A 17,999-nucleotide genomic window follows, 5' to 3' on the forward strand; every position below is an offset into this window, starting at 1 on the left:
GCTCTTCTTTCTGCCGCTCGCGGCTTCCGTAGAATGGTGCAGCCCTTCGCACACCGCGCCCACGATGGATGTCCATTTGACGATCCACGGTCGGCATGACCTTGCCGGCCAGCTCTATCGACAACTTCGCACCGCCATCCTCGACGGCCGGCTCGTGCCGGGCGAGCGCCTGCCCTCCACGCGGGATCTGGCGCTGCAGATCGGTGTATCGCGCAAGACCACGCTCGATGTGTTCGAGCGCCTCATTGCCGAGGGCTATCTCCGCACGCGCGCCGGTTCCGGCACCTTCGTGGCCGAAGCCACCGAAGGATTGCGCGTCCGCACGCCAGCCGTCTCGCCTGCGGCGCAACTTGCGTCGCCCGCGCCAGCCCCACGCATCTTCGACACGCCGTGGAACACCATGCCGGCGGTGCTGCCCCTGCCGCGCGAGAATATCGTCCACGATTTTGTCGGCGGGGTGACGGAGAAGCGCCTTTTCCCGTTCGACGTGTGGCGCCGCTGTGTTGCGCACGCGTTGCGCCAGCAGGCGCGGGGGCGCGGCGGGTATCACGACCCGGCTGGCGATCAGGCGCTGAGGCTGGCCATCTCGCGCTATCTCGCATTCAGCCGCGCGGTGGTCTGTGCCTGGGCCGATATTGTCGTCACGCATGGCGCGCAGCAGGCCATCGACCTGATCGCCCGCGTGCTGGTGCGCCCGGGTGAAACCGTCGCCATCGAAGATCCGGGCTACCCGCCCGCGCGCATTGCGCTGCAGGCCCTCGGTGCCAACGTCGTGCCGGTGCCGGTCGACGCCGAAGGCCTGGTCGTCGATGCGCTGCCCAAGCGCGCCAAGCTCGTCTACGTGACACCGTCGCACCAGTTTCCGCTGGGCATGCCGATGAGCCTCGGGCGTCGCGCGCAACTGCTCGACTGGGCACAGCGCCATGACGCGCTCATCATCGAGGACGATTACGACAGCGAATTCCGCTTCGACGGCCGCCCGATGGAATCGCTCAAGAGCCTGGATACCGCCGGTTGCGTGGCCTATGTGGGCACGTTTTCGAAGACGATTTTTCCGGAGCTGCGCATTGGTTACGTGGTGCCGCCGGGTTCGCTGGTGGCGCCGCTGCGGCACGCCAAACAGGTGGCCGATTGGCACACTGAATCGCTCATGCAGGCGGCGCTCGCCAAATTCATGCTCGACGGCGATTTCGGCAAGTACCTGCGGCGCATGCACAAGGAATACGCCGTGCGCCGCAATGCGCTGCTGCGGCATCTGCGGGGTCCGCTGGCACCGTGGCTGACGCCCGTGCCCTCGTCGGCGGGCATTCACATGGCGGCGCAGTTGCAGGCGCCGCTGGCGGAAGCCGAACTCGTCAAGCTGGCAGAGCGTGTGGGCCTCGGGCTATACGGCACGGCGAGGATGTTCGTGGCGCGGCCGGCGCAACCCGGGCTTATGATCGGCTATGGCCACGTCGACGTTGCGGAGATCGACGCGGGGCTCGGCAAGCTCGCGGAAGTACTGGCCAAGGTGGCTACCTGATATTCGCGGGGATTGGCGATTCCAAGGTGCCACTGCGGTGCCTACACTGGCTCCAGTTCTCAAGCACAGGAGCCCTCTCATGGAACCCCGCCTCGACTTCTATCAAAGCAATCCCGCCGGCATCCAGGCGGTCATGGGCCTGGAAAAAGCGCTCGCCAAAAGCACGCTGGAAAAACCGCTGACTGAACTCGTGCGCCTGCGTGCCTCGCAAATCAACGGCTGCGCCTATTGCGTCGACTTGCATACCGCCGATGCGCGCAAGGGCGGTGAAGACGACCGCCGGCTGGCCACCGTGTCCGTCTGGCATGAAACGCCGTTTTTCACCGACCGGGAACGCGCCGCGCTGGCGTGGACGGAAGCCGTCACTCTTGTCGCAGAAACGCGCGTGCCCGACGACGTCTGGCAGGCCGCGCGCGCACAGTTCTCCGATGCCGAGCTGGTCGACCTCACGCTGCTGGTCAGCACCATCAACACGTGGAACCGCCTGGCCATCAGCTTTCGCAAGCTGCCCGCCTGAGCGCCGCATATACTGCCTCGCACGGCAAGCGCCGCACCCGGAGGCCACATGCTGCACAACGTCCGCACCCTGAGCATCAACATCGAGCGCCACTTCGATGACGTGGCCATGTTCCTGGCCGAGCCGCTGAACTTTCCGATCTGGGCGACCGGGCTGTCGGAAGGGCTCGCCCCGGGAACGCAGGGCTCGGGCGCGGCCCCCGATGAATGGATTGCCAAGGCTGCGCCCAGCAGCGACGAAGGCAGCGTGTTCATCCGCTTCAGCCCGCCCAATGAATTCGGCATTGCCGATCACTGGGTGCGCCTGCCGGACGGATCGACCATCTACGTGCCGCTGCGCGTGGTGCGCAACGGCGCGGGTACCACCGTGTCCCTCACGCTGTTTCAGCAGCCCAACATGGACGAAGCGCAGTTCGACGCCGATGCCGAATGGGTGCAGCGTGACCTGGTGAAACTGAAGACGGTGCTGGAAGCCGAATAGCCGCTCAGGCCTTCTCTGCCTGCCGGGCTTGCGGCACCGCCTGCGGACCGGACGCGCCGGCGGATGCCGGAGATGCAGCCAGCGACGGGTCGCCCTGCGCATCCGATCCCTTCACCTGGCTCACCCAGAACACGCAGAACAGCCCGGCCGCCACCGCCAGCCAGCCGTTGAGGCCATAGCCTTCGATGCGGCCGCCGGCACCGCCGGAGAGCAGCAGCCCGCCCAGCCACGCACCCACGCCGGTACCGACCGACATCACCGCGCTGTTGGCCGACAGGAACGCACCGCGCACCTGCGGGGCCGGCACCGTGGTCATCAATGCCTGCATCGGGACCATGCGGCTGGAGAGGGTGACCATGAAGAACGGGAAGAACAGCAGCATGCCGATGAAGGGCCAGTCGGGCAGATGCGTCATCACCAGCACCGGGATGAACGCCAGCAGTGCGGCGCCCACGAACACGCGGCGGCGGCCGTAACGGTCGGCCAGCTTGCCCACGGCACGCGAGCTGAAGAACGACGCCGCGCCGCCCGCCACATACAGCCACGACAGGTTTTGCGGCGGCACCCCGTGGTTGGCCACCAGCACCGGCGAGATGAACGGAATCACCAGCATGTGCGAGCCCATCATCACGAAGGTCAGCACGAACGCACGCAGATGGCCCGGGTTGGTGAGCAATCGCCACAGGCCGGAGAGCACCTCGCCCAGCGTCTGGCTGCGGTTGCCTGCCAGATGTTCGGCCAACGGCGGAACGGTCTGCCGCGCGCCAAGCCAGATCAGCATCGTGAGCGCCGTCAGCAGGAAGAACGGCGCCGACCAGCCGAAGTGCGCGCCAATGGCAATGCCCACGGGCACGCCCGCCATGGCCGCCAGCGCAAACGACGACATCACCACGCCGGTGGCCGCGCCGCGCCGCGCAGGCGGAATCACGTCCGACAGCACGGCCATGATGATCGACCCGAGCACACCGCCCGTGACGCCCGCAAACGCACGGGCGAACAGCAGCATGCTGTAACTGCCCGACAGCGCGCAGGCCAGGTTGGCCAGCGTGAACAGGCCGTAGACGGTCAGCAGCAGGCGGCGCCGGTCAAAGCGGTCGACGTAGGTGGCGGCCAGCAAGCCGGAGGCACCCGAGCACAGTGAATACACCGACACGGCCGTGGCGAACGCCGCCGGACCGATGCCAAACGTGTGCATGATCTGCGGACCAAGCGGCATCATCACCATGAAATCCATGATGACGGTGAACTGCGTGAGCGCGAGCAGCCAGAGCAGCCGGCGCTCGCGCGAGGGATCAAGTAAAGGCATGAGGGCGATCGAAGAAAGGGAGGAAGCGGCGCACGCGGCTGGCAACAGGAGCCAGACGGCCGACACGCCGTGTTGTGTCATAAAACATATCTTACGATAGTTGTCGTGACACAAGAAGTCAAACTTTATTCGGCGAAATTCTGCGCGTCGTCGCTGCCTCCGCGCGCAATGGACTATTTCGCCCGCAGCCGCCACAACACGTCCAACACATGTTGCGTCGATCGCTCGACGTGGCCGGCGCGGTGCGCGATGCCGAGTTCACGCCACAGCGCCGGGCGCAGCGGCCGCATGGCGATGCGCGCATCCGACGGCGCCGCAGACGCCTCATGCGGCAGCAGCGTTGCGCCGTAACCGGCCGCGACCAGGCTCTTGATGGCGTCGTTGTAGTTGAGCTGGATGCGCGGCACAGGGTGGTGGCCATCCGCGGCGAACCATTCGGTCGTCTGGCGCGAAAGCCGCGTGGTGGCGTCGTTCAGGATCAGCGGCTGCGCCGCAAGCCACGCAGGCGTGATGCGGGCCGGGTTCGACCAGTGCGCTGGCAGGAAGGCCATCACGGGATCGCGCCGCCACGGCTTGATGGAGAGCCCCGCCACCTGCGATTGCGGAAGCGCCACGAGACCAATGTCGAGCGCGCCATCGACCAACCCCGCCAGCGTTTCCTGCGACGTCAGCACCGCCACCTGCACGTCGATGCCGGGGTGGTCTTGCCGCAGCACCTCCAGCGCCTGCGGCAGCAAGTGGGCGATGGCGCCGGTGGAGGCGCCCAGCCGCACGCGCCCGCTCAGGCCCTGCACTTGCCGCTGGATATCGTCCAGCGCTTGCTCGGCATCAGCGAGCAGCTTGCGCGCGCGCTCCACCATCACCTCGCCAATGGCGGTGGGCTGCACCTGCCCGCGCTTGCGTGACAGAAGTTGCGCGCCCACGCGATCTTCCAGCTCGGCGATATGCAGGCTCACGGTGGGCGCTGCCAGATGCAGGGCCCGCGCCGCGTCGGCAAACGATCCGCGGCCGGCGACTTCCACGAGGGTGCGCAGGCGGTCCAGGCTGATCTCTCACATGATTCAGAAAAGCTGAATGTGACAGTTGTGAAATTCAACTTTTCCTATTCTAGGTCGCGCTCGAAGATGGGGGCTCGCATTCATCACCAACTTCTTTCCCTGGGAGCGCCCCGCCATGTCCACGCCCCTCGTCTTCATTGATGGCGACCAAGGCACCACCGGCCTGCAGATCCACGAGCGCCTGCGCAGCCGCGTCGAGCGGCAAGACCTGAAACTGCTGACGCTTCCCGCCGACGCCCGCAAAGACGCGCAACGCCGTGCCGAAGCCATCAACGCCTGCGATATCGCCATCCTGTGCCTGCCCGATGCGGCCGCGCGCGAGGCGGTCGCGGCTGTCGTCAACCCGAGCGTGCGCGTGATCGACGCCAGCTCCGCGCATCGCACCACGCCGGGCTGGGTGTACGGCTTTCCGGAGATGGGCGAAGGGCAAGCCCAACGCGTTGCCGCGGCGTCGCGCGTGACCAACCCGGGCTGCTACCCGACCGGCGCCATCGGGATGCTTCGCCCGCTCGTGCAAGCGGGCCTTGTGCCGGCGGATTATCCGATCAGCATTCATGCGGTGTCCGGCTATTCGGGCGGTGGTCGCGCCGCAGTGGAAACCTACGAGGGGCCGGACGCTGCACATGCCTTGCCGTTCCAGGTGTACGGGCTGGGCCTCGCGCACAAGCACACGCCGGAGATCCAACTGCACGCCGGGCTCACGCAGCGGCCGATGTTCGTGCCGGCCTACGGCGCGTATCGCCAGGGCATTGTGCTGACGGTGCCGCTGGAGCTGCGTCTGCTCAACGCCGGCGTTGATGCGACTGCGCTGCATGCCTGTCTGGCAGACCACTACGCTGGCGCGCGGCATGTGGACGTGATGCCGCTGCAGGCACCGTCTGCCTTGCCGCATCTCGATCCGCAAGCGCTCAACGGCACCAACGACATGCGCCTGGGCGTGTTCGCCAACGACCACGGTCAGGTCTTGCTCACGGCGGTGTTCGACAACCTCGGCAAGGGCGCCTCCGGCGCGGCGGTGCAAAACCTCGATCTGATGCTGGCGCAGTAGTGGCAAATCGAATGGAAGGCATCGCAACATTTAATTGGTCGATTGTGGGCGACTTCGCTATCGTCAACGCCGCCCGCGTACGAACCGCCTGTTGCTGTTTGCGCTCGGGGCCGGACCAACCCATTGCCTGAATGCAACATGTCTAAAACCACGTATTACGCGCCGCATGGCGGCCATCCGCCGCAGACGGATCTACTGACCGATCGCGCGATGTTCACCGAGGCGTACGCGGTGATCCCCAAGGGGGTGATGCGCGACATCGTCACGAGCTGGCTGCCGTTCTGGACCCACACGCGCCTGTGGGTGATCGCCCGCCCGCTGTCGGGTTTTGCCGAGACCTTCTCGCAGTACATCGTTGAAGTGAACCCGGGCGGCGGCAGCGACAAGCCCGAGCAAGACAAGAACGCCGAAGCCGTGCTGTTCGTCGTTGAAGGCGAAGCCGAGCTGACGCTGCAAGGCAAGAAGCACACGCTCACGCCGGGCGGCTACGCGTTCATTCCGCCGAGCGCCGACTGGACGCTGCACAACGTGAGCGACGCCCCGGTGCGCTTCCACTGGATCCGCAAGCACTACCAGGTCGTCGATGGCATTCCCCTGCCGGAAGCCTTCGTGACCAACGAACAGGACGTCGAGCCGATCCCGATGCCGGGCACCAACGGCGCCTGGGTGACGACGCGCTTTGTCGACATGAGCGACATGCGCCACGACATGCACGTCAACATCGTCACGTTCGAGCCGGGCGGTGTGATTCCGTTTGCCGAGACCCACGTGATGGAGCACGGCCTGTATGTGCTTGAAGGCAAGGCTGTCTATCGCCTGAACCAGGATTGGGTCGAGGTGGAAGCCGGTGATTTCATGTGGCTGCGCGCATTCTGCCCGCAGGCCTGCTATTCGGGTGGCCCCGGCCGCTTCCGTTATCTGCTGTACAAGGATGTGAACCGTCATATGAACCTGACCCTGAACCCGTCGCGTTAAGCGACGCAGAGGTCGGATAAAAAAGCCCGCCGGTATTTGCCGTCGGGCTTTTTTTCATGGCGGCGCTTCTGCTTCTGCGATTGCGCCTACTTGCGCGTCGCCACGATGAACAGGCGCGGAAACGGCAGCAGCACCGTGCCATCGTCGAGTGCCGGATAGGCGGCGGCGATGGCATCGCGGTAGCGCGCGAGGAAGACGGGCCGTTCGGCTTCGTTCAAGGCCGCGAGGAAGGGGCGCAGGCCGGTTCCCTTCAGCCATTCCACCACCGCATCCGCGCCACCCCGCAGAGGGTGGTAATACGTGGTGCGCCATACGTCCACCCGACGGCACAGCGGTGACAGCATGGCGTAGTAGCGGCGTGGGTCAAACCGCTCCGTGCGTTCGACGCCCTTGAGCTTGCCGGCCCACGGGCCGTCGGCAGCCACCTCGCGCATCAGGCGGTGCGTCGGCTCGTCCAGGTTGTCGGGCATTTGCACCGCCAGGTGGCCGCCCTGCGTCAGCTTGCCGATCAATTTCGGGAGCAGCGTGCCGTGATCGGGCAACCATTGCAGCACGGCGTTCGCCAGGATCAGATCGAACGCATCGGGCGGGTTCCACGTGGCAATGTCGGCGATCTCGAAATCCACGTGCGGCAGGCGCTTGCGCGCGGCCTCGATCATGTCGGCCGAAGTGTCGAACCCGCGGACGGCCGCGCCGGGCGCGCGCGCCATCAGTGCCTCGGTGGAATTGCCTGGCCCGCAGCCGATGTCGATGGCGCTGCGGATGGCCGTTTGCGGCACGGCGGCCAGCAAGTCCCGGGCAGGCCGCGTGCGTTCTTCTTCAAACCGCACATACTGATCTGCGCTCCAATCGTGCTGCGTGGTCATGCGGGCTCTCCTTGCCGGGGTTGCGATCGAACACGGGCATTCTGTGGCATGACCGGAGATCAGTAAAATGAATTCATTGCTGGAATTCATTCACTTATCTAATGAAAATCGATACGCTCGGCGTGCAGGCATTCGTGGCAATTGCGGAGTGCGGCAGCTTTACGCAAGCCGCTGAAACGCTGCACGTGACGCAGACCGCCATCACGCAGCGCCTGCGCAAGCTGGAGGCGTTTCTGGGTGTCGCACTGGTGGAGCGCACGACGCGCCGGACGGAGCTGACGGAAATCGGTCAGCGCTTTCTGCCGCAGGCGCGGCGGCTGCTCAATGAGCTGTCCGACGCGCTCACGGAGATTCGCGAGACCGGCCTGAGCCAGCGCGGCGACATCACGATCGCCTGCGTGCCGACGGTGGGCGTGCAATACCTCCCGCGCATCTTGCGCGCGTTCTCCGAGCACCGCCCGCACGATCGCGTGAAGATTCTCGACCACGCCTCGGCGTCTGTGTTGCAAGCCGTGCTGCGGCGTGAGGCCGAGTTCGGCATCAGCATTGCAGGCGATCAGCATCCGGAGTTGGTGAGCGTGCCGCTGACGAACGATCCGTACGTCCTGGTCTGCCGCGACGATCATCCGTTGGCCAAGCGCCGCCGCATCCGATGGCAAGCCTTGCAGCCCCACCCGCTCATCTTTGCCGGCGAGGTCAGCGGCAACCGCAGCCTGCTCGACGGCGCACTCAAGGCGAGCGGCGTGACGCTGCATTCGTTCTACGAAGTACAGCGCAGCTCAACGGCGCTCGGGCTGGTGGCGGAAGGGTTGGGCGCGGCGGTGGTGCCACGGCTCGCCATTCAGAAGAATGCGTATCCGATGATCCGCACGGTCGAGCTCGTCGAACCGGAAGTGTCGCGCACGCTGGTGCTCGTCACGCGCAAGGCGGCGCAGTTGTCGCCTGCGGCGCGCGCGCTGTATGACCGAATCGTCGAAGGGGCAACAGCGCCGACGTGATGCCGGCACAGAGGGGGCCGTGTCTCACTGCGCCCGCCTCTCATGCCGTACGCGGTCTTCACGCGCTGGCGCCGTCCGACGTGCCGGGGTAGCGCGTATCGCCGCGCCATGCGAGCACATCATGTGCGCTGGTTTGCCGATCCGCGCCCTGCGCATACGGATCGAAGCGATCGTACTTCCACGACAGATAACCGTAGGTATCGGCTTGGCGGTCGGCACCTTGCGTGAACGGGTCCGTCTTGTCGACGGCGCCTTGCGTATACGGATCGTACTTGGCCTGCGCGGCAGCAGCCGGTTGTGCGAGGAACAGTGCGGCAGAAGCGGAAAGGGTGGCAAGCAAGGCCAGGGTAATGCGGCGGGTGTGCATGGTGAACTCCTCGTACGGTGAACGTGCCGCCGGAGGCGGCATCCCATCGGATCGCCGGCGGCGCGTGGCCGCTTGCGTCCCACAGGTTGGTCGCGGTGCACCTGCAAACCTGACACTGCATCGACGAAAAAATGCCGCACCAGCCTGTACCTGCAGATACGCAGCCCGTGCGGCAGTGGATGCGGCCCTCGCGAAAAACGCGTGGATGTTGCGGCTGTTGCGGCCGCTGCATCAAGCTGTGCAGGCCCAGCCACCCGACGTAGACGCCACTGGGATGCTACCCTCGCACATCATTCACATCACCTCGATATCCGACCCATGGCCCATACCATCCGCGACAAAGCCAAGCTGCAGGCGCGCGTCCGGCGTATTCAGGGGCAGGCCGCCGCGCTTGAAAAACAACTCGCCGAAGAGGGCGATTGCACGGCCGTCCTCCAGCAGATTGCCGCCATTCGCGGCGCGGTGAACGGGCTGATGGCCGCGGTCATCGAGGGCCACCTGACAGATCACGTTGTCAAGGAGCCCGCCGAGGCGCAGCGCCAGCAAGACCTCGACGCGGTGATGCAAGTGATCAAATCGTATCTCAAGTAGCGTGCCGCCCTTGCACCATGCGCGCGATCCCGATAGGCTGCGCAAACGCCATCGGCCAATTCCGATTTTCTGAAGCTTTCCGAATCTTCGTCTTCATGCCCCGACTTCACGCCACCCTCCTCGTTGCCGGCCATCGCGCCCGCGTGGATGACCCCTGCGTGCAGCCCGGGCCCTTCCCTCCTCCTGTCGTCTCTTCGGGCTACGACGTCGGCGCGCCGCCGCCGCCACATCTGCCCGCATTCGGCTGACTTTCAGCCGCTTCGTTTCCGGTTGACCTGAACCAGGCTCGGGCACACGCCCGAGGCAGGCGCTTGCCTGCGCGCCGGAACCCGACATCTCTTTTCGACAGGTGAGTGGAATGCCTTCCATGCAAGCCGCGCTGGCAGGGTCCGGCGCGACGGTTCTATTCGTGCTGCTGTGGAGCAGCGGTGCAATCTTTGCGGAGATCGGGGTGCAGCATGTCCCCGCGTTCGCGTTTCTGGTTGGGCGCTTTGCGCTCGCGTCTTTGGTGCTGGCGGGGCTTGGCCTCGGGCGGGGGCGGTGGTGGCCGGCGCCCGGCTCACGGCTGAAGGTCGCCGCCACCGGTGCATTGCTGACCGGCGGCTATTCGATCTGCTATCTGCTTGCGCTGGACCGCGGCCTCACGCCCGGGCTCCTGGCCACGGTGCTCGGCGTGCAGCCGCTGCTCACGCTGCTGGCGACCGAGCGCACGTGGTCTGCACGGCGGATGGCCGGCCTCTTGCTGGCGTTGGGCGGCCTCTCGCTGGTGGTGGGCGGGGCCGACGCGCGCCAAGTGCCAATGGCCGGTCTCGGCTATGCGTTCGCCGCGCTCCTCAGCATGACGCTGGGCGCCATCGGCCAGAAGCTGCTGAACCAGTCGCCGATCGATACGCTGCCGCTGCAGAACGCGGTGAGCCTCGTGCTGTGCGTTGGGTTCGCCATCGCGCATCCCGCGCAATCGCTGGTATTCATGCCCAGCCTGCCCGGCATCGCTGCCTTGTTGTGGATGGGCGTGGTGATGTCGGTGGGTGCGCAGTTGCTGTTCTACCGGCTCATGCAGCACGGCAACCTCGTCAACGTGACGAGCTTGTTCTACCTCGTGCCGGTTGTCACGGCGCTGCTGGATGATCTTGTGCTGGGGCATCGCCTTGCGCCCGTTGCAGTGGCGGGGATGGCGATGATTCTGCTGGGGTTGGCGGTGGTATTCCGGGTGCGGCGGTAGATTGGTGTGCGGTTGCCGCTAGGCGGACGGCAACCGCACCGTCACCCGCAGCCCGCTGGCACGATCATCCGCCTCGCCGAGTTCCACCTCCCCGCCGAGTCGCCGCACCACCGTACTCACGATCGACAACCCGAGCCCCGAGCCGGTCGCCTCATTGCCGAGCACCCGATAGAACGGGTCGAACACGCGCGCGCGCTCTTCTAGGGGGATGCCGGGCCCGGTGTCCTGCACGGCAATCGACACAACGTGCGCGTCATTGGCGACCGACAGGTCGATGCGCCCGCCTTCCGGCGTGTAGCGAATCGCGTTGTCCACCAGGTTGCGCACTACGACAAAGAGATCGAGTTCGCTGGCATGGACGCGTGCATCGGCTTCGGTGGTGACGCCCATGTCGAGCTGTTTGGCGTCCGCAAGCGGCATGAGGTCTTCCAGCACGCTGCGGAACACGCTTTGGACGGAGACGGTGCCCGTTGGCACGCCGGTGGCCTCTTGCGCGCGCGCCAGGGTGAGGAGCTGTTCGAGCAGCCCACGGCTACGCTCGATGCCCTGGCGCAGCGTGCCAAGACGCGCCTGCGCGTCGGGTGACATCGCAGCCTGCCCGAGCCGCTCGGCCTGCAGCGACAGTGCGGACAGGGGGGTGCGCAGTTCGTGCGCGGCATCGGCAACAAAGCGGTGCTGGGCGTCCATGGACTGCTGCACGCGCGCGAGCAGGCGGTTGATGGCGACCACGAACGGGCGCACTTCGTCGGGCACGACTTCAGGGGCGATGGCGTGCAGTTGCCGCTCGTCCCGTTGGTCCACCTCATGCGCCAGCCGCTTGATGGGCGCAAACATCTTGCGCAACACGTGGGCCACGGCCAGCAGCAGGATGGGCACGAGGATCAGGAACGGCATCAAAGTGCGCAACGCGCTGTCGCGGGCGGTTTCGTCGCGCACGGCGGTCTCCTGCGCCACGGCGATTCGCTGTCCGTTGACCAGCGTGCGGACCCACACGCGGTACTGTCTCGCGCCGAGGCGTGCAGTCTGCATGCCGTCGGTGAGCACGGGGGTGTCGGCGGTGGGCGCACCGCCAGCCGGCGGCAGCACCTGGACGATCACGCGCGCCTCCGTGTCCGAGACCTTGGGCTCATTGGCCGGGTTGCCCGGCGCGGGAAGATGTTCCGGGTCGAACATCGCTCCGACCTGGCGCAACACGTCGTCCTGCAACGCATACGCTTCGCGAAAAGCCGAAGCAAACGCAAAGCCTCCGGCCAGCACGGCCACGGCGACGATGATCACCGACAGCCACACCGACAGCCGCCGCTGCACGGACGCACCTGAAGGCGCATCCGCTGTCATTGCCCCTTGGGCACCATCCATCCCACACCCCTGACGTTCTTGATGGCCTGCGCGCCGAGCTTCTTGCGCAGGGCGTGGATGAGGAATTCGACCGCGTTGCTCGCCACCTCGTGGCCCCAGCCGTAGATGCGCTCTTCCAATTCCGTGCGCGAAAGGATGGCGCCCGGCCGGAGCATGAGCGCCTGCAGCAACGCAAACTCGCGCGCGGACAGGCGTACCGGTTCGCCATCGCCCATGCGCGCTTCATGTGCGGCCGGATCGAGCGTCAGCACGCCGTTGGTCAGCACGGGGCTCGCTGCCCCGCCCTTGCGGCGCAGGACGGCGCGCATGCGAGCGAGCAGTTCGACCATTTCGAATGGCTTGAGGATGTAGTCATCCGCACCGCCGTCGAGCCCGCGTACACGCTCATCCACCGCATCCCGCGCGGTCAGGATCAACACGGGGACCGGATTGTCGCGGGCGCGCAAGCTGCCGAGCACCGCGTGGCCGTCCTTTCCCGGCAGGCCGAGATCGAGCAGCAGCAGGTCGTAGTGTTGATGTGCGGCCACATCCAATGCAGTCTGGCCGTTGCGCACCCAGTCAACCGCATAGGCGGCGTCCTGCAGCGCCGCTTCCACGGCCGCGCCGATCATCGGGTCGTCTTCAACGAGGAGGACTCGCATTCAGTGTTGGGGAACGGTCAGGCCGATTGCAGCGCACCACGCCGCGCCTGCATACCGGCGGATTCTCTGGAGCGATGGATGGAGATTGCGCACCAGTCTGCCGAGGCAGACTTAGGTGACCCATAGCCGCCCGGTGGCCGATGCCTTACTGCGCCAGCCGCCGCAACTTCCATTCTCCGCTCGGCTGCTTGCATAGCCAGGCTGTCCACTGCTCCTTGCTGCTGCCGCGCGTCAGCTCGCTCTGCAGACGGCGGCACGGCTGGCCGGCTTCGGTCTTGGATTCCAGCGGTGTGATGGTCGCGTCGACCGCAGGTTGCCTGCCCGTGGCGGGCGAACTCCATTGCGTGGGCGCGTTGTCGGCGGTGCTCTTCAGCACATCGCCGATGGCCTTGGTGAACGACTTCAACTCCGTCGGGCTCATCGAGCCGATGATGGTACTGGCAAGCACGTTACGGAAATAGGCAAACGAAGGCGTGGCGGCAGCAAACAGTGCGGCGCCCGCGAAGGCGAGCGCAAGACGGCGGCGATGCGACATGGGGTCTCCCAGGATGTGACGAAAAAGGTGCCTTCATCCTAAACCATGCCGCATCGGCCTGCGGTGACAATGCGCGCTCGTTTCCATCGCCGGCAGCAACGGCTGGCCGCTGCGGAAGGGCTGCCCAGCGGGGTTGAGCTCCGCGCTCCGCGTCATGAGGCAAGCACGGCTGAAAACGTCCCGTTGATACGAGCCAATGGAACCGCCATGGCGCGCTCGCGCCGTCAGCGCTTGCACCGGAAGGCAGGCAGAATGTGCAGATTGACCCAGACGCCGCGCTCCACATGACGACCACGCCCTCCCTTTCCGATTACCCCCTGCACTCGACCGACAAGCTCCGCTACGGCGACACCGACCGCCAGGGCCACATCAACAACGCCGTCTTCGCCACCTACCTGGAGACGGGCCGCGTGGAGATGCTCTTCTCGCCCGAGAGTCCGCTGGCCGCACCCGGCTGCGAGTTCGTCATCGCGCAGCTTGTGCTCGACTTCCGCAACGAACTGCTCTGGCCCGGCTCCGTCCAGATCGGCACGCGCGTGGCGAGCGTCGGCCGCAGCTCGGTCAAGCTCGAGCAGGCCATCTTCCAGAACGGCCAGTGCGCCGCCACGTCGCAATCGGTGATCGTGCAGATCGACGTGGCGACGCGCCAGTCGAGTCCAATTACCGACAGCGCCCGCCAGCGCCTAGCTGCGCTCACCGCCACCCCTGCCGGCGCAGAAGCAGAGTGATGCCCGCGGTACGCAAACGAACGTCCGCCAGAAATTTTTAACTTTGCTTGCACTTCCGCCATCAGCCGGTGGGAAGATGGCTCTCCCGTTCAATCACGCGGAGGTGACCATGGGACTGTTGGATGAAGTGGGCAAGATCGCCGGCGCCGTCGCCGCCGTTGAAGCCGCCGAGAAAGTCGATCCGGATGCCGGCCTGCTGACCAAGGCCGTCGCGGCCGTCGCCGGTTTCAAGGGCGCGGGCGCACTGGAAGAGATGATCGAAAAGAAGGACGAAGCCAAGGCCGAAGGCGCCGAGGCGGCTCCGGAAGATGGGGCAGCGCCACAGGCTTGATTGGCTTGCAGGCTCAAAAGGATTTGGGGACCCCGCCGGTTGGCGGGGTTTTTGTTTTTTGGTGCCGTGCGTTCGACGCGGGTCCTTGCCGCCATACGGGCACATATAATCCCCACCGTCACCGCACCAACGGTGACTGGGTTTAGCAGCCCATCCCTTTTTCCCAGACGGACAGCCGCCTTTCGCGCGGCATTTTTGTGTCCGGTGCTTGTGCACGCCTATGTGTTTCATGGCGGGCCGGGCGGTGAGACCTTCGGGTCTGCCGGTAGCTGGGATAGGGCCGGTCTGCTAACGCCGTCGTCAGGCCCGCCACCCTCGTTTAGCAGCGAGCGGCGAGCCTCCATCAACCTATCCCCGGAGGCCACATGGCTACCGCACTCAGCGGGCATCGCCCCGCGTCTTACCCTTCCCCCCCACCTTGGCGCTGCAGGCTTCCCACCCAACCGGGAGGTGCCGCATGTCGCTGACCAAAAACCGCCTCTACCTAGATGGCGCGGTGTCAGCGCGCGCGTTTCTGTGCCGCACACACAGCGTCATGCGCGACCCTGGGCATTGCCGGCCCGGCAGGCTGCGCGAGCAGCTCACGTACTTTTCGGAACACGCGTATCCGCCGGCATTCGTGAAAGGCTTTATCGATGCCATCGACGCCTATCTGTCGATGTCGCTCGGGGGGAGCGACGTGGATCCGCACACATGGGAGGTGTTGGCCGCCATCGAGCGCCGGCAGATCACCGCCGCATAACAACAGATGGACGTATCCCCGGGGCGGGCCGGGGATGCCAGATAGGCAGCCGATCGCAGATCAAGCCGCGCGCTTGCGCTCCAGCGCGCTCTGCCGCGTAGAAAATCCGTCTCGAATACATTGCGCCAGCGCTTGTGTTGCCTGGCTCGCGCCTTGCGCGGGCACCAGCAGGCTGATCGCAAACATCGGCAGCTCGGGCAGGCCGGCTTCGGGCCCGAGAATGTCCAAGTCCGCCGGCACCGTCGGTGTCAGCCATGCCGTAACAGCGAGCCCGGTGCGGACCGTGGCGGTGGTCGCTTCGATGTTGCCGCTCTCGAACACCGTGCGCCATTCGATGCCGTGCTCGCCCAGCGCCTTGAGCACGCGGGCGCGGAAGGCGCAGTTTTCATCCACCATCGACAGGGGCAGCGGCCGCTTTGCATGCACGTTGCCGCCGCGCGGGCCCACCCACACCAGACGTTCCACGCACAGGCATTCACCCGTGGCCTCATCCACCGGCGCTTCGACCACGGCCAAGTCCAGCTCGCCGCGCGCCATCCCTTCCGCCAGCTCGGGCGAGGTGCCGCAGACGATGGTCAATTCCACCGACGGCCACGCTTCGGTAAATGCCTTGAAGATCGGCGGGAAAACGGTGCCGACCAGGTCGTAAGGCACACCCAGGCGCACCGGGCCCTGCAGCGGGCGGGCGGCCATGTCGGCCCAGATTTCGTCGTTGAGGGCGAGCAGGCGTTTGGCGCGGCCGAGGAACCGTTCGCCCGCGTGGGTGAGTTCCAGCCGACGGCCGTCGCGTTCGAACAGGCGGCATTCGAAGGCGTCTTCGAGCCGCTTGATCTGCTGGCTGATGGCGCCCTGCGTGAGGTGCAGCGCGTTGGCGGCCACCGTCATGCTGGCGTTTTCCGCCACGGCAATGAAGGTGCGCACGAGGGTGATGTCGAGGTTCTTGGCCATCGCTGCATTCTAGGAGCTAATGCTTGGCGGCGAATACCTCATCGTTGCTAATGACTTTTTCAGCGCACCAGCAGCTTCATCATGGTCTCGAACGTCTTGCCGTACGGCGCACGGAACAGGCCCAGCCCGTTGATGGCCGATTGCCGGAACACCGGCTTCATCTTCGAGAAGCGCTCGAACCCGTGGATACCGTGATACGCGCCCATGCCGCTGGGGCCTACGCCGCCAAAGGGCAGGTCGTCCTGCGCCACGTGCAGCAGGGTTTCGTTGATGCAGACGCCGCCGGCGATGGTGCTGCTCATCACGCGGTCGACGGTGCTGTTGCTGCGCTCGAACAGGTACAGCGCCAGCGGGCGCGGGCGCGCGTTGATGTAGTCGATCGCTTCGTTCAGCGTGCGATACGGCACCAGTGGCAGCAGCGGGCCAAAGATCTCTTCCTGCATGACGCGCATGTCGTCGGTGCCGCCGGTGATGAGCGCGGGCGGGAACAGGCGCGTGGCGTCGTTGGGCGCAACGTTGGTAAGGTGCAGCACCTGTGCGCCCAGCTCGCGGGCCTCGTCGGCGAGGCTCGCCATGCGCTGGAAGTGGCGCGGGCTGATGAGCGTTGTGTAATCGGGGTTGCGGGCCATGTCGGGGTACATCTTGCCGACCAGCTTGCGGGCGGAATCGATGAAGCGCTGTTCGGTGCCGGCGGGCAGCAGCACGTAGTCGGGCGCCACGCAGGTCTGCCCCGCGTTGAGCAGTTTGCCGACCAGCGTGCGCTCCACTGCGCGGTCAAAGTCCGCATCCGGCCCGATCAGCGTGGGCGATTTGCCGCCCAGCTCCAGCGTCACGGGCGTGAGGTTGTCGGCGGCCGCGCGCATGACGTGATGGCCGACGTTGGTGGAGCCGGTGAACAGCAGGTGATCGAACGGCAGCCGCGAGAAGGCCTCGGCCACCGCCGCATCGCCATTGATGACGCGCACTTCATCGGCCGCAAAACTGCGCTCGACCAAGTCGGCAAACAGGGCGGAAAAGCGCGGCGTGTATTCCGAGAGCTTGACCATCGCCCGGTTGCCCGCGGCCAGCGCAGACACCAGCGGCCCGACGGTCAGGTAGATCGGGTAATTCCACGGCACGACGATGCCGGCCACCCCCAGCGGTTGAGGAATCAGCCGCGTGCTGGCGGGCCGGAACCACAGGCTCACGCCGCGCCGCTGCACGCGCATCCAGCGCTTGCCGTGCGACAGCGCATGCTTGATGCCGTCCACGCTCGGGAAAATTTCCAGCAGGTCGGTCTCTTGCCGCGAGCGGTTGCCGAAGTCTGCGCTGACGGCCTGGGCAATGGCGTCGCGGTTGTCCATCAGGAGGCGCTTCAGACGCATCAGGCGATCACGACGCACGGCCCAGGCGGGCAGCATGTCGCCCTGGTGTGCGGCGCGCATGGCCTCAAAGGTTTGCTGCATGCGCAACAGATGCGGGGAGGGCAGATCGGCAGGTTGCATGGGGGCTCCGGGCAAGGTTGGCGGATCGGCGCAATTGCAAAGCAGTATGGTCGCCAGACGCCCGTGCGGCGGCCTGATACGGTCGCCCGGTGTGCGGCATGCCCGGCTTGCGGGAGCGCGCGCAACCGTGTGCCAGCGTTGAAATGCTGCGTCGCAATATTCCGCTGTTGGCGCCCGTGCGGCGTTTGCAGAGGTGTCTCTTGCCGCCTTGCTGCATGACATCGAGCGATGCCTCTAATGCGGGTAAGCCCGGTCGTTTCAAACAAGCCGGCGCGCCTAGG

General features: G+C 66.0%; 20 protein-coding genes. 11 read left to right on the forward strand and 9 right to left on the reverse strand.

Annotation, left to right across the window (positions count from 1 at the left end; genetic code table 11):
- Positions 1–64 precede the first annotated feature (64 nt).
- The 3 genes from pdxR to N5B55_RS16060 all read left to right on the forward strand — a co-directional run bounded on the left by pdxR (position 65) and on the right by N5B55_RS16060 (position 2,519).
- Positions 65–1,522 carry a MocR-like pyridoxine biosynthesis transcription factor PdxR gene (gene pdxR / locus N5B55_RS16050; RefSeq protein WP_304538666.1) on the forward strand — a complete coding sequence of 486 codons (1,458 nt, stop codon included), beginning with the start codon at positions 65–67 and terminating at the stop codon, positions 1,520–1,522.
- 79 nt (positions 1,523–1,601) lie between these two features.
- On the forward strand, positions 1,602–2,039 hold the full coding sequence (locus tag N5B55_RS16055) for a carboxymuconolactone decarboxylase family protein (protein ID WP_304538667.1): 438 nt from the start codon (positions 1,602–1,604) through the stop codon (positions 2,037–2,039).
- A 48-nt stretch (positions 2,040–2,087) separates the two neighbouring features.
- A complete protein-coding gene (locus N5B55_RS16060; RefSeq protein WP_065860027.1) occupies positions 2,088–2,519 on the forward strand; it encodes a polyketide cyclase in 432 nt (143 codons plus the stop codon).
- Between the two features lie 4 nt (positions 2,520–2,523).
- Here the strand turns inward: N5B55_RS16060 and N5B55_RS16065 are convergent, their stop codons facing one another.
- Positions 2,524–3,825, reverse strand: coding sequence for an MFS transporter (locus N5B55_RS16065; protein WP_304538668.1), 1,302 nt, complete (start codon positions 3,823–3,825; stop codon positions 2,524–2,526).
- Between the two features lie 173 nt (positions 3,826–3,998).
- Complete coding sequence (locus tag N5B55_RS16070) at positions 3,999–4,874, reverse strand: LysR family transcriptional regulator (protein WP_304539811.1); 876 nt, start codon at positions 4,872–4,874, stop codon at positions 3,999–4,001.
- A 124-nt stretch (positions 4,875–4,998) separates the two neighbouring features.
- Here N5B55_RS16070 and argC point away from each other — a divergent pair, with 124 nt between their 5' ends.
- Positions 4,999–5,931 (forward strand): N-acetyl-gamma-glutamyl-phosphate reductase, encoded by a 933-nt coding sequence (gene argC, locus N5B55_RS16075; RefSeq protein ID WP_304538669.1) that lies wholly within the window; start codon positions 4,999–5,001, stop codon positions 5,929–5,931.
- Between the two features lie 138 nt (positions 5,932–6,069).
- The gene (locus N5B55_RS16080; RefSeq protein ID WP_178959659.1) at positions 6,070–6,906 is read left to right on the forward strand and encodes a bifunctional allantoicase/(S)-ureidoglycine aminohydrolase; all 837 of its coding nucleotides are present in this window, start codon (positions 6,070–6,072) and stop codon (positions 6,904–6,906) included.
- Positions 6,907–6,992: 86 nt separating this feature from the next.
- Here the strand turns inward: N5B55_RS16080 and tam are convergent, their stop codons facing one another.
- Entirely contained in the window at positions 6,993–7,772 is a 780-nt protein-coding gene (gene tam, locus N5B55_RS16085) for a trans-aconitate 2-methyltransferase (RefSeq protein ID WP_304538670.1), read from the reverse strand.
- A gap of 101 nt (positions 7,773–7,873) precedes the next feature.
- Between tam and N5B55_RS16090 the strand changes: the two genes are divergently transcribed.
- Positions 7,874–8,770, forward strand: coding sequence for a LysR family transcriptional regulator (locus tag N5B55_RS16090; protein ID WP_178959661.1), 897 nt, complete (start codon positions 7,874–7,876; stop codon positions 8,768–8,770).
- 58 nt (positions 8,771–8,828) lie between these two features.
- Here the strand turns inward: N5B55_RS16090 and N5B55_RS16095 are convergent, their stop codons facing one another.
- On the reverse strand, positions 8,829–9,137 hold the full coding sequence (locus N5B55_RS16095; protein WP_304538671.1) for a hypothetical protein: 309 nt from the start codon (positions 9,135–9,137) through the stop codon (positions 8,829–8,831).
- Positions 9,138–9,455: 318 nt separating this feature from the next.
- Here N5B55_RS16095 and N5B55_RS16100 point away from each other — a divergent pair, with 318 nt between their 5' ends.
- The gene (locus tag N5B55_RS16100; RefSeq protein ID WP_015856024.1) at positions 9,456–9,728 is read left to right on the forward strand and encodes a metal/formaldehyde-sensitive transcriptional repressor; all 273 of its coding nucleotides are present in this window, start codon (positions 9,456–9,458) and stop codon (positions 9,726–9,728) included.
- Between the two features lie 358 nt (positions 9,729–10,086).
- Positions 10,087–10,950, forward strand: a complete 864-nt coding sequence (locus tag N5B55_RS16105; RefSeq protein ID WP_304538672.1) for a DMT family transporter — start codon at positions 10,087–10,089, stop codon at positions 10,948–10,950.
- A gap of 18 nt (positions 10,951–10,968) precedes the next feature.
- Here N5B55_RS16105 and N5B55_RS16110 read toward each other — a convergent pair whose 3' ends face one another.
- The 3 genes from N5B55_RS16110 to N5B55_RS16120 form a co-directional block, all read right to left on the reverse strand.
- The gene (locus N5B55_RS16110) at positions 10,969–12,309 is read right to left on the reverse strand and encodes an ATP-binding protein (protein WP_369812411.1); all 1,341 of its coding nucleotides are present in this window, start codon (positions 12,307–12,309) and stop codon (positions 10,969–10,971) included.
- Positions 12,285–12,950 carry a response regulator transcription factor gene (locus tag N5B55_RS16115; protein WP_065860037.1) on the reverse strand — a complete coding sequence of 222 codons (666 nt, stop codon included), beginning with the start codon at positions 12,948–12,950 and terminating at the stop codon, positions 12,285–12,287. The genes N5B55_RS16110 and N5B55_RS16115 overlap by 25 nt, the downstream gene beginning before the upstream one ends.
- A 145-nt stretch (positions 12,951–13,095) precedes the next feature.
- Positions 13,096–13,485, reverse strand: a complete 390-nt coding sequence (locus tag N5B55_RS16120; RefSeq protein ID WP_065860038.1) for an RT0821/Lpp0805 family surface protein — start codon at positions 13,483–13,485, stop codon at positions 13,096–13,098.
- Positions 13,486–13,769: 284 nt separating this feature from the next.
- Here N5B55_RS16120 and N5B55_RS16125 point away from each other — a divergent pair, with 284 nt between their 5' ends.
- From N5B55_RS16125 to N5B55_RS16135, 3 genes are all read left to right on the forward strand, one after another.
- Complete coding sequence (locus N5B55_RS16125; RefSeq protein ID WP_304538673.1) at positions 13,770–14,213, forward strand: acyl-CoA thioesterase; 444 nt, start codon at positions 13,770–13,772, stop codon at positions 14,211–14,213.
- A gap of 109 nt (positions 14,214–14,322) precedes the next feature.
- Positions 14,323–14,544: a hypothetical protein gene (locus tag N5B55_RS16130; protein WP_009239453.1), complete on the forward strand. Its 222-nt coding sequence runs from the start codon at positions 14,323–14,325 to the stop codon at positions 14,542–14,544.
- A gap of 457 nt (positions 14,545–15,001) precedes the next feature.
- Entirely contained in the window at positions 15,002–15,286 is a 285-nt protein-coding gene (locus tag N5B55_RS16135; RefSeq protein WP_012436805.1) for a hypothetical protein, read from the forward strand.
- A 60-nt stretch (positions 15,287–15,346) separates the two neighbouring features.
- Here N5B55_RS16135 and N5B55_RS16140 read toward each other — a convergent pair whose 3' ends face one another.
- Positions 15,347–16,234 (reverse strand): LysR family transcriptional regulator, encoded by an 888-nt coding sequence (locus N5B55_RS16140; RefSeq protein ID WP_304538674.1) that lies wholly within the window; start codon positions 16,232–16,234, stop codon positions 15,347–15,349.
- A gap of 59 nt (positions 16,235–16,293) precedes the next feature.
- Entirely contained in the window at positions 16,294–17,718 is a 1,425-nt protein-coding gene (locus N5B55_RS16145) for a coniferyl aldehyde dehydrogenase (RefSeq protein WP_304538675.1), read from the reverse strand.
- Between the last annotated feature and the right edge of the window lie 281 nt (positions 17,719–17,999).

It is taken from the genome of Ralstonia pickettii (assembly GCF_030582395.1).
Lineage (GTDB): Bacteria > Pseudomonadota > Gammaproteobacteria > Burkholderiales > Burkholderiaceae > Ralstonia > Ralstonia pickettii_D.

Coding starts and splice junctions, on each gene's coding strand:
- pdxR (WP_304538666.1), top strand. CDS start 65: ATGGATGTCCATTTGACGATCCACGGTCGGCATGACCTTGCCGGCCAG.
- N5B55_RS16055 (WP_304538667.1), top strand. CDS start 1,602: ATGGAACCCCGCCTCGACTTCTATCAAAGCAATCCCGCCGGCATCCAG.
- N5B55_RS16060 (WP_065860027.1), top strand. CDS start 2,088: ATGCTGCACAACGTCCGCACCCTGAGCATCAACATCGAGCGCCACTTC.
- N5B55_RS16065 (WP_304538668.1), bottom strand. CDS start 3,825: ATGCCTTTACTTGATCCCTCGCGCGAGCGCCGGCTGCTCTGGCTGCTC.
- argC (WP_304538669.1), top strand. CDS start 4,999: ATGTCCACGCCCCTCGTCTTCATTGATGGCGACCAAGGCACCACCGGC.
- N5B55_RS16080 (WP_178959659.1), top strand. CDS start 6,070: ATGTCTAAAACCACGTATTACGCGCCGCATGGCGGCCATCCGCCGCAG.
- tam (WP_304538670.1), bottom strand. CDS start 7,772: ATGACCACGCAGCACGATTGGAGCGCAGATCAGTATGTGCGGTTTGAA.
- N5B55_RS16090 (WP_178959661.1), top strand. CDS start 7,874: ATGAAAATCGATACGCTCGGCGTGCAGGCATTCGTGGCAATTGCGGAG.
- N5B55_RS16095 (WP_304538671.1), bottom strand. CDS start 9,137: ATGCACACCCGCCGCATTACCCTGGCCTTGCTTGCCACCCTTTCCGCT.
- N5B55_RS16100 (WP_015856024.1), top strand. CDS start 9,456: ATGGCCCATACCATCCGCGACAAAGCCAAGCTGCAGGCGCGCGTCCGG.
- N5B55_RS16105 (WP_304538672.1), top strand. CDS start 10,087: ATGCCTTCCATGCAAGCCGCGCTGGCAGGGTCCGGCGCGACGGTTCTA.
- N5B55_RS16110 (WP_369812411.1), bottom strand. CDS start 12,309: ATGGATGGTGCCCAAGGGGCAATGACAGCGGATGCGCCTTCAGGTGCG.
- N5B55_RS16115 (WP_065860037.1), bottom strand. CDS start 12,950: ATGCGAGTCCTCCTCGTTGAAGACGACCCGATGATCGGCGCGGCCGTG.
- N5B55_RS16120 (WP_065860038.1), bottom strand. CDS start 13,485: ATGTCGCATCGCCGCCGTCTTGCGCTCGCCTTCGCGGGCGCCGCACTG.
- N5B55_RS16125 (WP_304538673.1), top strand. CDS start 13,770: ATGACGACCACGCCCTCCCTTTCCGATTACCCCCTGCACTCGACCGAC.
- N5B55_RS16130 (WP_009239453.1), top strand. CDS start 14,323: ATGGGACTGTTGGATGAAGTGGGCAAGATCGCCGGCGCCGTCGCCGCC.
- N5B55_RS16135 (WP_012436805.1), top strand. CDS start 15,002: ATGTCGCTGACCAAAAACCGCCTCTACCTAGATGGCGCGGTGTCAGCG.
- N5B55_RS16140 (WP_304538674.1), bottom strand. CDS start 16,234: ATGGCCAAGAACCTCGACATCACCCTCGTGCGCACCTTCATTGCCGTG.
- N5B55_RS16145 (WP_304538675.1), bottom strand. CDS start 17,718: ATGCAACCTGCCGATCTGCCCTCCCCGCATCTGTTGCGCATGCAGCAA.